16 protein-coding genes are annotated in these 14,152 nt (G+C 65.1%); 14 read left to right on the top strand and 2 right to left on the bottom strand.

Annotated elements, in window-relative coordinates:
• The first annotated feature begins 65 nt into the window (after positions 1 to 65).
• Both ACQPZ2_RS38175 and ACQPZ2_RS38170 read left to right on the top strand, forming a co-directional pair.
• Complete coding sequence (locus ACQPZ2_RS38175) at positions 66 to 665, top strand: TetR/AcrR family transcriptional regulator (protein ID WP_433522849.1); 600 nt, start codon at positions 66 to 68, stop codon at positions 663 to 665.
• Between the two features lie 29 nt (positions 666 to 694).
• Positions 695 to 1,519 (top strand): acyl-CoA thioesterase, encoded by an 825-nt coding sequence (locus ACQPZ2_RS38170; RefSeq protein ID WP_433522848.1) that lies wholly within the window; start codon positions 695 to 697, stop codon positions 1,517 to 1,519.
• Between the two features lie 4 nt (positions 1,520 to 1,523).
• On the opposite strand, the gene ACQPZ2_RS38165 is transcribed toward ACQPZ2_RS38170, so the two are convergent.
• A complete protein-coding gene (locus ACQPZ2_RS38165; protein WP_433522847.1) occupies positions 1,524 to 2,663 on the bottom strand; it encodes a TDT family transporter in 1,140 nt (379 codons plus the stop codon).
• Between the two features lie 70 nt (positions 2,664 to 2,733).
• Between ACQPZ2_RS38165 and ACQPZ2_RS38160 the strand changes: the two genes are divergently transcribed.
• The gene (locus ACQPZ2_RS38160; RefSeq protein ID WP_433522846.1) at positions 2,734 to 3,642 is read left to right on the top strand and encodes a LysR family transcriptional regulator; all 909 of its coding nucleotides are present in this window, start codon (positions 2,734 to 2,736) and stop codon (positions 3,640 to 3,642) included.
• Here ACQPZ2_RS38160 and ACQPZ2_RS38155 read toward each other — a convergent pair.
• On the bottom strand, positions 3,639 to 4,289 hold the full coding sequence (locus tag ACQPZ2_RS38155) for a phosphate signaling complex PhoU family protein (RefSeq protein ID WP_433522845.1): 651 nt from the start codon (positions 4,287 to 4,289) through the stop codon (positions 3,639 to 3,641). The two genes, ACQPZ2_RS38160 and ACQPZ2_RS38155, sit on opposite strands and share 4 nt — an antisense overlap.
• Before the next feature lie 102 nt (positions 4,290 to 4,391).
• Between ACQPZ2_RS38155 and ACQPZ2_RS38150 the strand changes: the two genes are divergently transcribed.
• The 11 genes from ACQPZ2_RS38150 to ACQPZ2_RS38100 all read left to right on the top strand — a co-directional run bounded on the left by ACQPZ2_RS38150 (position 4,392) and on the right by ACQPZ2_RS38100 (position 14,087).
• Positions 4,392 to 4,523: a hypothetical protein gene (locus ACQPZ2_RS38150; RefSeq protein WP_433522844.1), complete on the top strand. Its 132-nt coding sequence runs from the start codon at positions 4,392 to 4,394 to the stop codon at positions 4,521 to 4,523.
• Between the two features lie 9 nt (positions 4,524 to 4,532).
• Positions 4,533 to 4,928, top strand: a complete 396-nt coding sequence (locus ACQPZ2_RS38145) for a nitroreductase/quinone reductase family protein (RefSeq protein ID WP_433522843.1) — start codon at positions 4,533 to 4,535, stop codon at positions 4,926 to 4,928.
• 63 nt (positions 4,929 to 4,991) lie between these two features.
• Complete coding sequence (locus ACQPZ2_RS38140) at positions 4,992 to 6,074, top strand: calcium:proton antiporter (RefSeq protein ID WP_433522842.1); 1,083 nt, start codon at positions 4,992 to 4,994, stop codon at positions 6,072 to 6,074.
• Positions 6,075 to 6,272: 198 nt separating this feature from the next.
• Entirely contained in the window at positions 6,273 to 7,112 is an 840-nt protein-coding gene (locus ACQPZ2_RS38135; RefSeq protein ID WP_433522841.1) for an ABC transporter permease, read from the top strand.
• Positions 7,112 to 7,978, top strand: coding sequence for an MlaE family ABC transporter permease (locus tag ACQPZ2_RS38130; RefSeq protein WP_433522840.1), 867 nt, complete (start codon positions 7,112 to 7,114; stop codon positions 7,976 to 7,978). The genes ACQPZ2_RS38135 and ACQPZ2_RS38130 overlap by 1 nt, the downstream gene beginning before the upstream one ends.
• Positions 7,979 to 7,981: 3 nt before the next feature.
• The gene (locus ACQPZ2_RS38125; protein WP_433522839.1) at positions 7,982 to 9,016 is read left to right on the top strand and encodes an MlaD family protein; all 1,035 of its coding nucleotides are present in this window, start codon (positions 7,982 to 7,984) and stop codon (positions 9,014 to 9,016) included.
• Positions 9,013 to 10,017, top strand: coding sequence for an MlaD family protein (locus ACQPZ2_RS38120; protein WP_433522838.1), 1,005 nt, complete (start codon positions 9,013 to 9,015; stop codon positions 10,015 to 10,017). Before ACQPZ2_RS38125 ends, ACQPZ2_RS38120 begins: the two co-directional genes overlap by 4 nt.
• The gene (locus ACQPZ2_RS38115) at positions 10,005 to 11,012 is read left to right on the top strand and encodes an MlaD family protein (protein ID WP_433522837.1); all 1,008 of its coding nucleotides are present in this window, start codon (positions 10,005 to 10,007) and stop codon (positions 11,010 to 11,012) included. The genes ACQPZ2_RS38120 and ACQPZ2_RS38115 overlap by 13 nt, the downstream gene beginning before the upstream one ends.
• On the top strand, positions 11,012 to 12,100 hold the full coding sequence (locus tag ACQPZ2_RS38110) for an MlaD family protein (protein WP_433522836.1): 1,089 nt from the start codon (positions 11,012 to 11,014) through the stop codon (positions 12,098 to 12,100). The genes ACQPZ2_RS38115 and ACQPZ2_RS38110 overlap by 1 nt, the downstream gene beginning before the upstream one ends.
• Positions 12,097 to 13,134, top strand: coding sequence for an MlaD family protein (locus ACQPZ2_RS38105; protein ID WP_433522835.1), 1,038 nt, complete (start codon positions 12,097 to 12,099; stop codon positions 13,132 to 13,134). Before ACQPZ2_RS38110 ends, ACQPZ2_RS38105 begins: the two co-directional genes overlap by 4 nt.
• Positions 13,131 to 14,087, top strand: coding sequence for an MlaD family protein (locus tag ACQPZ2_RS38100; protein ID WP_433522834.1), 957 nt, complete (start codon positions 13,131 to 13,133; stop codon positions 14,085 to 14,087). Before ACQPZ2_RS38105 ends, ACQPZ2_RS38100 begins: the two co-directional genes overlap by 4 nt.
• Positions 14,088 to 14,152: the final 65 nt, after the last annotated feature.

The raw sequence follows: 14,152 nt of genomic DNA, 5'->3' as shown, positions 1-14,152 counted from the left end.
GTAGGCAGCGACAACAAAGTAGTCAATGCCAACAATATCGCGATATCGGATATCCTGCAGCAACCATGAGTTTTGTCCGCTCCCGCTCCTATCACCACGGTGACCTGCGCGCCGAACTGCTCCAGCGTGCCGAGGCGACATTGCGCGAGTCCGGCGTGGACGGGCTTTCGCTGCGTCAGCTCGCCCGCGACCTCGGCGTCAGCCACGCCGCGCCGAGCAGGCACTTCCGGGACAAGCAGGCGCTGCTCGACGCGCTCGCTCTGGTCGGCTTCGACCGGCTCGCCGCGGTGTACGGCGAGGTCGGCCCGACCGGATCGTTCTCCGAGCGGCTGCATGCCGTCGCGCGCGCCTACCTGGATTTCGCGATCGACAATCCGGCGCTGCTCGCGCTGATGTTCGCGCGCAAGCACAGTCCGAGCTCGGGCGAGGAAATGCTTGCCGCGGTCGGACGGGCATTCACCGTGCCCATCGCCTTGATCGCCGAGGGGCAGGCGGGTGGCGAAGTCGTTGCGGGGGATCCGATGCGGATCGGTATCGCTGCCATTGCCGCACTGCAGGGTTTGGCCACTTTTGTCGGGTCCGGGTTCGTCGAAGCGGAGAACGTGGACGTGGCACTGACCGAAACGATTACCCAGCTGACCTACGGTCTGCGCCCCCGCGATTGACCGGCGTCTACCTCGAGGAGAAGAACACGATGAGTCCGACCGTCACCGCACGGCACGCCTTCGACAGCGCGGTCGCGCTGACATTCGACGGCGCCGGAAACTTCAGCGGTCGGACGACTCCCGAATACGGCAATATGGTCGGCCCGTTCGGCGGCATCACCGCGGCAACGATATTGCGTGCGGTACAACAACATCCGCAATGTCTCGGTGACCCGATCTCGCTAACCGTCAACTTCGCGGGCCCGATTGCCGAGGGCCCCTTCGTCATTGCGGCGCAACCGGTGCGGACCAATCGCAACACCCAGCACTGGACGCTGTCGATGAGCCAGGACGGCATCGTGACCACCACGGCCACAGCGGTTTTCGGTACCCGTCGCGAGACCTGGACCGCTACCGAGGCCACCGCGCCCGCCGCTCCGCCACCGGACACCGTCGAGCCGGACGCACTGCCCGAATTCATTGCCTGGGTGGACAATTACGAGATGCGCTTCATCGAGGGCGGTATCACCCAGCTCGACGGCGCTGCGGCACAACCGACTTCCACCACGACGCTCTGGGTCCGCGACCGGCCCGCGCGCCCACTGGACTATCCGGCCCTCACCGCGCTGAGCGATGTGTTCTTCCCGCGGGTGATGCTGCGACTCGGCCGCGTCGTTCCCGCCGGAACCGTCACGCTGACCGTGTATTTCCACGCCGATACCGACCGCCTCGCCGCCCAGGCCGATCACCCGCTGCTGGCCACCGCGCGCTCTCAGCATTTCGGCAAGGGGTTCTTCGATCAGTCGGCCGAACTCTGGGCGCACGACGGTGGGTTGCTCGCGACGAGTCATCAGCTGGTGTACTTCAAAGCGTGACGGATCAGGCCGGTCGGAGCAGCGGCCCGGTGAGTACACCGCGAATGGTCTTGGCGGCGACGACGGCCCAGGCACTGACCAGTCCGACGTACAGCACGACCGCGGCGACGGCGAAGAGATCGGCGCCGGTGTGACCGTAGAGCACGGTGCTGCCGGTAATGCAGGTGCCAAGCGGGAAGGTGAAGCCCCACCAGGTCAGGTTGAACCGCAATTCGCCTGCGCGAGCGGTCTTTACGGTGACGGCGGTCGCCAACGCCAGCCACAGCATCGCGAATCCCCAGGTGACGACGCCGAAGATGACCGAGAAGACGGTCAGCCCCTTGGCATAGAGGTCGGGCAGCGCCGAGGGACCGGCAGTGGCGAGCAGGCCCGCGGCGGTGACGGATTGGCCGAGCGGGCCGAGCACGAGCCAGAGGGTGGGCACCATGCCCGACTGCGGGACGCCGTGGTGCACCAGGCGTGACCAGATCATGGTGGTGGTGACCAGTGCGGCGATCAGGCTCAGGCCGAACATGGCAAGGCACAGCACGATCATGGTGAGGCGCGACTGGCCTTCGGGCAGATAGGGGACCAGCAGTGCCCCCATGGCCGCCGACACCATCGGCGGCACCACGGGCATCAGCCAGCCACCGAAGGCGGCATCGGGCTCGATGTGGAAGTGGGTGAACATCCGGTAGGGAATGGCGACGGCGGTCAGCAGGCCCAGCGCGGTGCCGAGCGACCACAGCAGCCAATCGATGGTGAGCGCGGCGTCGAGGCCGATCACCTCGCGTCCGAGCACCAGGGTGCCTCCGCCGACGGTCACCAGTGCCATGGGCGGTGCGCCGTAGAAATGTGCCATGACCGGGTGATCCTGGTGGCTGCGGGCCTGCTCTGGGTAGCGCACCCAGTGCACGACCCAGGCGACGCTCAATGCCACCAGCAGCAGTGCCGCCAGTGCCCATACGACGGTCGCCGCGCCGCGCAGTCCGGGGAACTGTAGCGGCAGCGTGGCGGCGGCATTGGCGACAATGCTGGTGCCCATGACGGCGGCGAACCAATTGGGTGCGAAATGCCGCAGTGAGGGGGTTTCGATGCGGTGGGTCGCGCTCTCGCCGAGCAGTTGCCGCGTGGGTGCGGGGCGCAAGGTTGCTATGGCGGTCATGAGTCCAGGTTCGTCGGCTTCGGCGGTGTCGAGTAGCCACCGCATTCCTATGGATGCATAGACTCGTTCTATGCCCCTGTCGCCGCGTGTCCCCGACCTGGCCGCGCTCGACCTGCTGCTTTCGGTCATCGAACTAGGCAGTCTCGGACGCGCGGCGCAGGCGCACGGCATCAGCCAGCCCTCGGCGTCCTCCCGCATCCGCTATCTGGAGAAGCTGGTCGGCGTGCCGGTGCTGGAGCGCACCACCCTCGGTTCCCGGCCCACGCCCGCCGGGGCATTGATCGCCGAATGGGCGCGCGGGGTCGTCGATGCGGCGGAGCAATTGGACGCGGGCATCGACAGCTTGCGCTCCGAGCGTGATTCGCACCTGCGGGTGGCGGCAAGTCAAACCATTGCCGAATACCTGTTCCCCGGCTGGCTCATGACCCTGCGCGCCACGGCACCCGATACCGCGATCGCGCTGCAGTCCGGCAATTCCGTCGAGGTCGCGCAGGCGGTGCTCGACGGCAAGGACGCCATCGGCTTCATCGAGAGCCCGCGGAATTTCCGTGGGCTGGACAGTCATATCGTCGCCCGTGATCAGTTGGTCGTCGTGGTCGCCCCGCAGCACCGCTGGGCCGGGCAGGGCTCGGTCGACCTGGCTGAACTCGCTCGAACCGCGCTGATCCAACGCGAACCCGGATCGGGCACCAGGACCTGGTTCGAAAATGCTGTCGCGCGGGCCATTCCGGGCTGGGAACCCACGGTCGCGCTGGAACTGTCCTCCACCACCGCGATCAAAACCGCGGTCGCCTCCGGTGTCGGTCCCGCCGTCCTCAGCTCCCTGGCCGTAGCCGCCGAAATCGCCTCGGGCACTCTTGTTTCCCCGACCGTCACCGGCCTGGATCTGACCCGAACCCTGCGTGCGGTCTGGCCGACGGGCCACCGCCTCACCGGCCCCGCCCGCGACCTCTACACCATCGCCCGCCGCAACTCCTAACCTGCTTCGGAAGTTTGGGCCGTCGGCGGAATTCCGGTGTCCAGGAAGCGGATCAGGCGATCGATGCGGATGGTGTGGTCGATACAGCGTTCGAGGTTATTGCCCACCAGGGCGATATCGATGGCGGCTTCGGTGGCGGTTCGTTCGGTCAGGGCCGAGTGGAGTTGCCGCTGAAGTTGATCCATTGCGGGGGTCCCGGATTCGGGAGTAACGGGTTGGCGGCCGGTGGCGACCGATTCGCCCGCGAGGGCGGTGTGGTGTGCGGCCAGCCGACCCATGGCGGTGAGGATATCCATCAGGGGTTGGGGCGCAACGGGTTCCGGATGGTACTTGTAGACCTGATCGGCGACGCGGTTGATCAGCGAGCCGATCCGGGACAGTTCACCGGCGATCTGGATGGCGGTGACCACATGCCGCAGGTCGCGCGCGACCGGCGCCTGCAGTGCGAGCAGCACCACCGTTCTTGCCTCGCAGGCGGAGTACATCTTCTGTAGCTGCTCGTCGATTGCGAAGGCCTCATAGGTGGCGGCGAGATCGGCATCGCCGAGCGCGGCCGTGGCACGCTCGGCGGCATCGTGGGCGAGCCGACACATGAGCGTCAAATCATTGGTCAACGCGATGAGCTCGCGAGTGAACTGGGTCCGCACTCCGCACATTGTCGCTTATCGCCGCGCTATCCAGTACACGAATCTCGAGTCGATCGTCGCAATGGCCGAAATCCGTGCGTGTTCGGCTGGCGGGATTGTGAGGTGAAGCGCGATGTCTCGGCCCATCCGCGGGTGCACTACAGCGCGACCGTTGTCGCGGCGAACCCCGAACCGGCATCGGACGACGGCGTGTGGCGAGCAACGGTCGCCGCAGATGCGATCGGCCGGTGCTAGCGTCGGGACATGGCGAACTTGCGTGATATTCAGCACCGAGTCGTGACTACATTTCAGCGGCGGTTGGGGAATCCGATTCTGCGCAGATTGCCGACGCAGCAGTTGCTGGAGACCGTCGGGCGCAAGAGTGGGCAGCCGCGTATCACGCCGATCGGGGGGCGACGAGTCGGCAAGGAGTTCTGGCTCGTCTCCGAATTCGGTGACAAGTCGCAGTACATTCGAAATATCAAGGCCGACAACCAGGTTCGATTGCGGCTGCACGGACATTGGCACACCGGTACCGCGCACCTACTGCCGGATGACGATCCGCGCGCGCGGTTGCAAACATTGCCCAAGGCCAACAGTGCGGGTGTTCGATTGCTCGGCACCGACTTGCTGACCGTCCGGATCGATCTCGACGACTGACGCACCGCATGCGCCCGATCACACGCGATCGAGTGCGAATAATTTGCTGACACGATGGAAGTCATGCTCCGTGCGTCGACTTCCCGCTGGACCGTATTCATCCCGCTACTAGCCGCGATCATCCTGGCCGCCACCTGGGGGCGATCGCTACCCGGAATCGGCGTGGTCGTGGTGATCGCCGCACTGGCCGGTGCGGTGCTGGCGGCGGTGCAGCACGCCGAGGTCATCGCGCATCGGGTCGGTGAACCGTTCGGGTCCCTGGTGCTCGCGGTGGCGGTGACGGTGATCGAGGTCGGGCTGATCGTCACGATGATGGTGAGCAGCGGGGAGAAGTCCGCGGCGCTGGCCCGCGACACCGTTTTCGCGGCGGTCATGATCACCTGCAACGGTATTTTCGGTCTGGCGTTGCTGGTCGGTGCGGTTCGCAGGCGGGTGGCGGTATTCAATGCCGAGGGCACCGGCGCGGCGCTCGGCACGGTTGCGACCGTGTCCACCCTCAGTCTGGTCCTGCCGACCTTCACCACCAGTAAGCCTGGGCCGGAATTCTCCCCAGCGCAGTTGGCCTTCGCCGCGGCGGCTTCCCTACTGCTGTATGCCCTGTTCGTAATGGTGCAGACCGTCCGGCATCGCGATGATTTCCTGCCCGTCGAGGAATCCGATGGCGCTGATGAGCGCGGCGATCGGCCCACGGTGCGCGCGACGCTGCTCAGCCTGGCCATGTTGATGGTCGCCTTGGTCTCGGTCGTCGGTCTGGCCAAGGTGGTTTCGCCGTCGATCGAATCGGCCGTCGCCTCGGCTGGTCTGCCGCAGTCCGCGGTCGGCGTGGTCATCGCACTGCTCGTCCTACTGCCGGAAACTCTCGCGGCCGTGCGTGCCGCTCGCCGCGATCAGGTGCAGATCAGCCTCAATCTCGCGCTCGGCTCCGCGATGGCGAGCATCGGCCTGACTATTCCGGCGATCGCCGTAGCAACTATCTGGCTAGACGGTCCGCTGGTCCTCGGGCTCGGTGCGACGCAGATGGTGCTGCTCGCTTTGACGGTCGTCGCCGGTGTGCTGACGGTGGTGCCGGGTCGCGCGACGCTGTTGCAGGGCGGTGTCCATGTGGCTCTGTTCTCGGCTTTTGTGTTTCTCGCCGCGAGTCCGTAGCCGGTGTGACCGGATCCATGAATGACCACGCTGAGCGGGGAAACGGTGACTAAGTGGCGAGCATCACAGCTTGCCGATTTTGTTGTTACTCGCCGTAACGATTAGCTTGCTGAATGTTGGCATCGACGCCGAATCCGGAGAGTGCGGCATGAAATTCGACACAGCCCGTGCCGCAGGCGCGACACCGGGATACGGACTATGACGCCGGACCTGCATACCCGCGAATCCGCGAGTTCGGTTGTCCGGAAGAACTTTTCGGATACGGTCGTCTCGTCGCTGCGCACCTTCGGCCGGGCGTTCGGCGTCGCGCAGGAGTCGGTCTTCGGCGCGGTCGGTGATATCGCCCGCGGCCAATTCCAATGGCGCGAGGCCCTGCTCCAGGCTTGGCGGTTGATCACCGTCACGACCGTCCCCGCGATCTTGATGGCGATCCCGTTCGGTGTGATCGTCTCGATCCAGGTCGGCAATCTCATTCACACCCTCGGCGCCGATTCACTGCTCGGCGCGACGGGTGGACTCGGCGTCATCAAGCAGGGCGCACCGATGGCGACCGGATTTCTGCTCGGTGGCGCAGGCGCGGCGGCCATTGCGGCGGACCTCGGCGCGCGCACCATTCGCGAAGAGATCGACGCGCTGAACACCATGGGCATCAGCCCGATTCACCGCCTGGTGATCCCGCGAATGGCGGCGATGCTGGTGGTCGCGCCGCTGCTGAATATCCTGATCATCTTCGTCGGCATCATGGCCGGATACGCGGTCGCCATCGGCGGACAGGGCGTCACGCCGGGTAGCTACTGGGCCACCTTCGGCTCGTTCACCACCACCGCGGATGTGTGGGTCTCGCTGGTGAAGGCGCTGATATTCGGCTTTCTCGTGGTGGTCATCGCGTGCCAGCGCGGGCTGGAGGCCAAGGGCGGACCGCGCGGTGTCGCCGATGCGGTGAACGCCGCCGTGGTGCTTTCGGTCGTCTCGATCACCGTGGTGAATCTGGTGCTCACGCAGGTCACCGCCATGTTCCTGCCGACGAGGCTGGCGTGATGGCGATTTCGTCCTACGCCCCCAAGGGGTTCGGCTGGGTCACGCGGTATTTCCGTCGCGGTAGCCGGGTACTCGGTGCGGTCGACGGGTTCGGCTTCGTCGCGGTATTCGTGTGGCAGGTGCTCGCGGCGATTCCGTTGACGCTGAAGCGGTATCGCGGTGAGACCATGCGTGCCATCACCGATATGACCTGGGGTCGCGGCTCGGTCGTGGTCGGCGGCGGCACGGTGCCGATGATGATCGTGCTCGGACTGGTGATGGGCGCATCCGTCGCGGTCGAATCGTTCGCGACGTTGAGCATGCTCGGGATGGGGCCGGTCACCGGCATCGTCTCGGCCTATGCCACCACTCGTGAATTGGCTCCGATCGCGGCCGCGGTCGGTTTCGCGGCACAGGCGGGTTGCCGGATCACCGCGGAGATCGGTTCGATGCGCATCTCCGAGGAGATCGACGCCATCGAGGCGCTCGGTCTGTGCTCGGTGCCGTTCGTGGTCACCACCCGGGTGCTCGCGGGTGCGTTGGCCATCGTGCCGACCTTTCTGATCGCGCTGATCCTCAGCTACGCGGCCTGCCGTGGCATCATCACGCTCGTGCACGGCCAGTCCGCGGGCGTCTACGACCACTACTTCTTCCAGTTCGTCTCCGGCTTCGACGTGATCGCCGCGGTGATCAAGGTCGCCATCTTCGGGACGGTGGTGATCCTGGTGCACAGCTATTACGGATTCTTCGCCACGGGCGGCCCCGAGGGCGTCGGTATCGCGTCGGGTCGCGCGGTGCGCACGAGTTTCGTGGCCATTATCGCGATCGACATGGTGCTCAGCATTGTGCTGTGGGGCTTCAACGCGGCGATCAGTTTTACGGGGTAGCGGATGCCGAAGTATGGAATGCCCGGCGTTGCCGCGGATAAGAAGCGTTCGCGGACGGTCGGTTCGGCGATCATCGCGCTGATAGCCGTCGTCGCCCTTGCGACCACGCTCTATCGGAACCTGCGCGCCGACGAGGGCCTGCGGATCGCCTTGCACACCCGGGAAATCGGTGACGGTGTCAGCGCTGGCACGCAAGTGCGTCTCGACGGTGTGCTGGTCGGCACGGTCGCGCGGATCGCGCCGGATGCGCGCGGCACCCAGCGAATCACCTTGCAGCTGGACCAGTCTCGGCTCTTCGGCATCGATGACAGCCTGCGTGTCGACTACGCGCCCGCCAACCTGTTCGGCATCAGCGAACTCGAATTGCGCCGTGGCCCGGGCGGTTCGCCGTTGCGACCGGATGCGGTCATCGATCTGACCGGGGGACGCGCGGCGGATGTCTACGACGCGACGATGGGCAGCATTCTGCGCAGCCTGTCCCAGGTCGGCGCGACCATATTCACACCGCAGCTGGCCAGTGTCATCGCCCAGGTCTCCGCGGATTTCCAGGCATTCACCCCGCTGGTGCAGGCGCTGATCACGGTGGCACGCACCATTGCCGACAACCAGACCATGCCGACCTCCGAACTCGTCGGCAGACTCGGCCCGGCCTTCGACGGCGGCGGCAAATTCGCGGGCGCGACCATCCAGGTTCTCGACCAGATCCGCGATATCAAGATCCTGCAGACCGATCGCGAACGCTACGACCGCGGTGTCGCGGCGCTGGCCGGCAGCATCCTGCCCGCGCTCGGAACCACGCTGACCACCGCGGGCGGCCACTTCGCCGAGGGCGCCGACATGCTCGCGCCGATACTGAATGTGTTGGCGCAGATGGTCCCCCGGCCCCAGCAGTCCGCGGCCGAACTGCGCGCCCTGCTCGAGCGGCTGCGGGCCGCCATGCCGGATACGCCCGACGGTCCGGTGCTGAATCTCGATGTCGATCTGCGGGGTGTGCCCGGTATCGCGGTGCCGCTGCTCGGTCAGGCGGGTGTGCGATGACGGTGCGTGGCGCGGCCTGGCGGCTCGGTGTTTTCGCCGCGGTGATGATCGTGGTGCTCTCACTCGTGCTGACGGCGATCAAGCGGCCGGTGGCCGGGGATACCGAGGCGCACGATGCGCTGTTCACCGATGCCAACGGCTTGAAGGTCGGTGATGACGTGCGCATGTACGGCGTGCAGGTCGGCAAGGTCGAGGGCCTATCGCTCGACGGCCTCGAGGCCAAGGTCCGGCTCACCGTCAAGACCACCACGCCGATCTATGACAACAGCACCCTGGCGATCCGCTATCAAAACCTCACCGGCCAGCGGTATATCGACCTGCAGCAGCAGCCGAATCCCGGTGTCCGGTTGCCCGCGAACGCGGTCGTCGATACCGAGATGACGTTGCCGTCCTTCGATGTGACCAGCCTGTTCAACGGCCTGAAACCGGTGCTGGCCACCATGTCTCCGGAAGCCGTCAACCAGTTCACCGAAAGCATGCTCGCGGTGATCGAGGGCGACGGTTCGGGTTTGGGTCCGGCCATGGATGCCATCGGCAAGCTGAGCAAATACGTCGGCGATCGGCAGACGGTGATCGCGACGCTGGTGCGCAATATGTCCGAACTCGCCGACCGGGTCGGTGGCCGGGTGCACTATCTGGTTCCGCTGCTGGCCCGGCTGACCGATATTTTCCAAGCGCTGCAGGCGAATATCGGCGGCCTCGCCGAATTCGCGATGAACGCGCCCTCGGTGCTCGGACCGCTCGACCGGCTGCTCGCCACCGTCGGCCTGACCGCCGGCAGCGGCGCGGATATCGACGGGCTCCTCCGCAAACTCTTCCCCGACCCGCAGGAAGCCGTCGACGTTTTCGGCAAGTTACCGGGGCTGCTCGCCTCGATCGACAATGCCGTGCCGCACACCGTCGCGGACTGGAAACCGGAGTGCAGCAGAGGGAATGCGGAGCTGCCGAATCCGGTGCAGGTGCTGATCGGCGGACAGAAGGTGGCCGTATGCAACGGGTGAGACGGTGGTTCGGCGGAAACACGCCGATCCTCGACGAACCGGCGCGGCTGCGCAAAGAAGTGCGGCTCGGCATTATCGGCGCGGTGCTCGTGGTCATCGCAATGGGCGCTGCCGCGGCGCTTTACGTGATTCCGTTCGGCAAGACGACCTATACCGCAGAGCTGTCCGAGGCGCAGTCGGTGAAGTCCGGCGACGATATCCGATTGGCGGGCATCTCGGTCGGTACCGTGAAATCGCTGGAGCTGAGACCGGATAAGGTCGTCATGCGATTCACCGTGGACTCCGATGTTTTCGTCGGCGACCAGACCTCGCTGGACGTGCGCATGCTCACCGTGGTCGGCGGCCATTACATCGCGCTGTTCCCGGCGGGCACCGAGCCGCTCGGCGACAAGCCGATTCCGGCCGATCGAGTTCGCCTGCCCTACAGCCTGATTCAGACCTTCCAAGATGCGACGACACCGATCGGCAAGATCGATGGTGATACCTTGCGGCGCAATCTGGCCGCACTCGACAAGTCGGTCGAGGGCGCACCGGATACCTTGCGCAGCACGCTGGATACCGTCGGCAGCTATATCGATGCCATCGACCGCCAGCGCACCCAGGTTTCCAGTGCCATTGCGGTGGCGGATGAATACGTGACCATGTACGACGGCGCGAAGAGTGATCTGCGCAGGCTGATGGAGAATGCCAATCTGCTCGAGACCGTACTCCTCGATAAGCGCGCCGAATTGCGCGAATCGATTGCCTTGCTCAACAGCGTGGTTCAGCGGGTCGCCGCACTCGCGCCTTCTTGGGATTCCACGCTGAAACCCAAGGCACAGCAGTTGGCCGATGCCCTGCCGCGGTTGGAACAGATGGGCGGTCAGCTCGAGCCGATCATCTCCTCCGCACATGATCTGAGTCAGAAATTGCAGGGCCTGGTGATTCCCGAGGGCGGGATCGTGGCGGATCAGTCCGGTGCAGTGTGCGTGCCGCTCCCCGGTAAGGCGTGCTGATGCTGAACCGGGTGCTCGGCTCGCAGGCGTTCATGTCGATCGCCGGTGCCGTCGTTGTCGCCGCGCTCGCGGTCGGCGGGTATTTCATCGCCTTCGATCCGATGCGGAAGACCGAATCCTATTGCGCCATAATGCCCGACAGCATCGGGCTGTATCCGGGCAATCAGGTGACGATGCGCGGCATCACCGTCGGCACGGTGACCTCGGTGCGGAACCAGGGCAAGAGCGTGCGGGTCGAATTCGATGTCGATGCCGACCATCCGGTGTACGCCGATGCCTCGGCCACCACCGTGTCCGACACCGTGGTCGCCGATCGCAATCTGGCCGTGCTGTCCAGCGGTAAGAACATGCGGCGCTGGGACAGCGGTCAGTGCATCACCAAAACGCTCACCCCGAAGAGCCTCACCGAAACGTTGACCGCGCTGTCCTCGCTTTCCGATCAGCTCAACGGATCCGATCAGAATTCGCTGGCCAAGGGGCTCGCCTCGATCGACGCGGCGACCGCGGGCACGGGTCCGCAGGTCAACGAGCTGATTCGCAAACTCGGCTCCGCACTGAAATCACCCGATGCCGATATCGGCCATCTGGCAGGCATTTTCGATGCGTTCGCCTCGGTATCGCAGAAGGTGAATCAGTATTGGGGCGACCTGCAGTCCATGCTGGTCCGCATCGGCCCCGCACTGGATCAGGCGAGTACCGAATTGCTCGGTCCCGCAGTGCAACTCTTCGACGGCCTGCGCCAGATTCTGCCCATGCTCAATGACATCACCACCATGTTCGGTGATCCGATCATGCGCGCGCTCGACGCCAGTGTGCCGCTGATCAAACTCTTGCGCGCCAATGTCGGTTCGCTGCGCGATGTGGTGCTCATGACGCCCGCGCTCACCTCGGCATTCCGCACGGTGGTTTCCGATGGTGCGCCCGGCATCAGCTACGCGCCGCCGAAGGTGGCCATTGCACAGCAGAACGCCGAAGAGGTCTGTGCCGCGGTCAACGCCGTCACGCCGGGCAAATGCATGGGCGCCGCGGACGGCATGGTCGACACGCAACTCGTTCCGCTGGTACTGGGATTGGCAGGTGGACGATGAGAAAGCGTCTCGTGGCGACCGTGCTGGCGACCGGAATCGCCTTGGGCGGCTGTGCTTTCGATCCGTCATCGGTGCCGGTCCCCGGCACATCGGTATCCGGAGCCACCTATCGCGTGAAGATCGAATTCGCGAATGTCCTCAACCTGCCCGCCAAGGCCAAGGTGATCGCCAATGGTGCGCAGATCGGCACGGTCGACAAGGTGACAGTGGTCCCGGCGGCCGATGCGTCCACGGGCCGAGGTGGATTCGTGGTGGTCGACGCCGATATCGCGAAGTCGGTGCAACTGCCAACGACGACCATTGCGGAGCTGCGGCAGAACACCGTGCTCGGCGATATCCACATCGCGTTGACCACGCCGTCGAATGGTTTCGGTTCGCTGCTCGGACCCGACGGCACCATTCCGATCGAGCGGACCAAGCCGCCGGTACAGCTCGAGGACACCATGGCCGCCATGGCCTTCTTCGTTCAGGGCGGTGCGATCGGCCAGCTGCAGGACATCATCACTCGATTCAATTCCGTACTGCCGCGGGATCCCAGGGAGACCGCGCGCATCTCGAAGGTGATGGGCGGCGATGCCGCGGATCTGGCGGCGAATCTCGACCAGGTGGATTCGCTGCTGTACGGCCTGCTCACCAATTCCGAAGTGCTGCATGATATTCGGCCCGAACTGGACAATATCCTCAGCGCCGAGTCGGTAGCGCAGGTGAATGCGGCGACGAATTCGTTTGCCGGAGTGGCGAATATCTTCGGCGTACTCGGCCCGGTCGGTCGCTCGATGACCTGGCTGGCACCGCTGGTGCAGGCCGATGACGCGATGCTGCAGGCCTTCGTGCCGATGCTGACCGGTGGTCCGCTGGACCTGCGGTCGCCCTCGAATCTGGCCATGCTCGTCGCGTTATTGCGCGACAAGATCATTCCTTTCGTGGAACGCGGGCCGAAGCTGAATATCAGGACCGATGGCACCGCCGTATCCGAACCCGAGCAGGTGGATCGGATCATTCGAACGTTGCGCATGATCGGAGCGGTCCGATGAAGGTGGGTTCGCTGATCTCGCTCGGCGGTATCGCCGCCATCCTGATCCTCGGCGCAGGCTATCTGACCTTCGGTGTGGTGCGGTTCGATCCGCTCGCCGATTACACCAATGTGTCCATGGTGCTGCGGAATTCGGGCAGTCTGGGAGTGGGTTCGCCGATTCTGCTCACCGGTATCCCGGTCGGCAAGGTGACATCGGTGGAGAATACGGCCGCTGGCGTCGAGGTCGGCTTCCGCGTCGACAAGGGCCAGCAGGTGCCGACCGACAGCACCGTCACCATCGAACAGCTCTCCGCGCTCGGCGAGCCCTATGTGCAGTTCGTGCCGAATACCGACGGCGGGCCGTATCTGAAAGACGGACAGCGGCTCGATACCAAGGACATTCGCACACCGCTATCGATTCCGGAGGTGGCGCGGCTGGTCACCAAGACCATGAACCAGCTGGATCCCACTGTGGTCGGCTCGATCGTGGATACGCTCGGCAAGTCGATCTCCGGCACGTCCGCGGTAATGCCGGAACTGGCACGCTCGGGCGATCTGCTCGCTGCCACCATCATGACCAGGGCCCCGAAAATCGCCGAACTGCTCAATAGCTTTCAGCTGGCCGCGAGCGATATCGAATGGGCCGGACCGGCCACCTCGATCGGTGCGCCCGATCTGGCGCGATTCGGTCAGTCGCTGGACGATCTCGTCGAGGCGGTCGGTCGCTTGGTCACGGCCGGGAACAGTCCGGAGATGTATCTGGAGGGCGACGGTCTGGTGCCGTTCCTGCAGCGGGTGACCGAATGGATGGACAAGGTCGGGCCCGAGCTGAAATCGCTCATTCCGGGGTTGCGGCCGCTGGCCGACGCGGTCGCCGCCAGTGCGCCGCGCATCGATCTCAGCAGTCTGATCAGTCAGGCGCTGCGCGAAACCGGCGATGACGCCGTCAAGCTGCGTGTCGGCGTCAAATAAGGCACTACCTGCGCAAACGCAGGTCGCAAAAGTTGATATTTCGCACTGCGATCTTCGGTAGCCTG

Source organism: Nocardia pseudovaccinii, assembly GCF_050942345.1.
Lineage (GTDB): Bacteria > Actinomycetota > Actinomycetes > Mycobacteriales > Mycobacteriaceae > Nocardia > Nocardia pseudovaccinii.
This window is presented reverse-complemented; position numbering and strand designations above follow the sequence as displayed.

Coding starts and splice junctions, on each gene's coding strand:
- ACQPZ2_RS38175 (WP_433522849.1), top strand. CDS start 66: ATGAGTTTTGTCCGCTCCCGCTCCTATCACCACGGTGACCTGCGCGCC.
- ACQPZ2_RS38170 (WP_433522848.1), top strand. CDS start 695: ATGAGTCCGACCGTCACCGCACGGCACGCCTTCGACAGCGCGGTCGCG.
- ACQPZ2_RS38165 (WP_433522847.1), bottom strand. CDS start 2,663: ATGACCGCCATAGCAACCTTGCGCCCCGCACCCACGCGGCAACTGCTC.
- ACQPZ2_RS38160 (WP_433522846.1), top strand. CDS start 2,734: ATGCCCCTGTCGCCGCGTGTCCCCGACCTGGCCGCGCTCGACCTGCTG.
- ACQPZ2_RS38145 (WP_433522843.1), top strand. CDS start 4,533: ATGGCGAACTTGCGTGATATTCAGCACCGAGTCGTGACTACATTTCAG.
- ACQPZ2_RS38140 (WP_433522842.1), top strand. CDS start 4,992: ATGCTCCGTGCGTCGACTTCCCGCTGGACCGTATTCATCCCGCTACTA.
- ACQPZ2_RS38135 (WP_433522841.1), top strand. CDS start 6,273: ATGACGCCGGACCTGCATACCCGCGAATCCGCGAGTTCGGTTGTCCGG.
- ACQPZ2_RS38130 (WP_433522840.1), top strand. CDS start 7,112: ATGGCGATTTCGTCCTACGCCCCCAAGGGGTTCGGCTGGGTCACGCGG.
- ACQPZ2_RS38125 (WP_433522839.1), top strand. CDS start 7,982: ATGCCGAAGTATGGAATGCCCGGCGTTGCCGCGGATAAGAAGCGTTCG.
- ACQPZ2_RS38120 (WP_433522838.1), top strand. CDS start 9,013: ATGACGGTGCGTGGCGCGGCCTGGCGGCTCGGTGTTTTCGCCGCGGTG.
- ACQPZ2_RS38115 (WP_433522837.1), top strand. CDS start 10,005: ATGCAACGGGTGAGACGGTGGTTCGGCGGAAACACGCCGATCCTCGAC.
- ACQPZ2_RS38110 (WP_433522836.1), top strand. CDS start 11,012: ATGCTGAACCGGGTGCTCGGCTCGCAGGCGTTCATGTCGATCGCCGGT.
- ACQPZ2_RS38105 (WP_433522835.1), top strand. CDS start 12,097: ATGAGAAAGCGTCTCGTGGCGACCGTGCTGGCGACCGGAATCGCCTTG.
- ACQPZ2_RS38100 (WP_433522834.1), top strand. CDS start 13,131: ATGAAGGTGGGTTCGCTGATCTCGCTCGGCGGTATCGCCGCCATCCTG.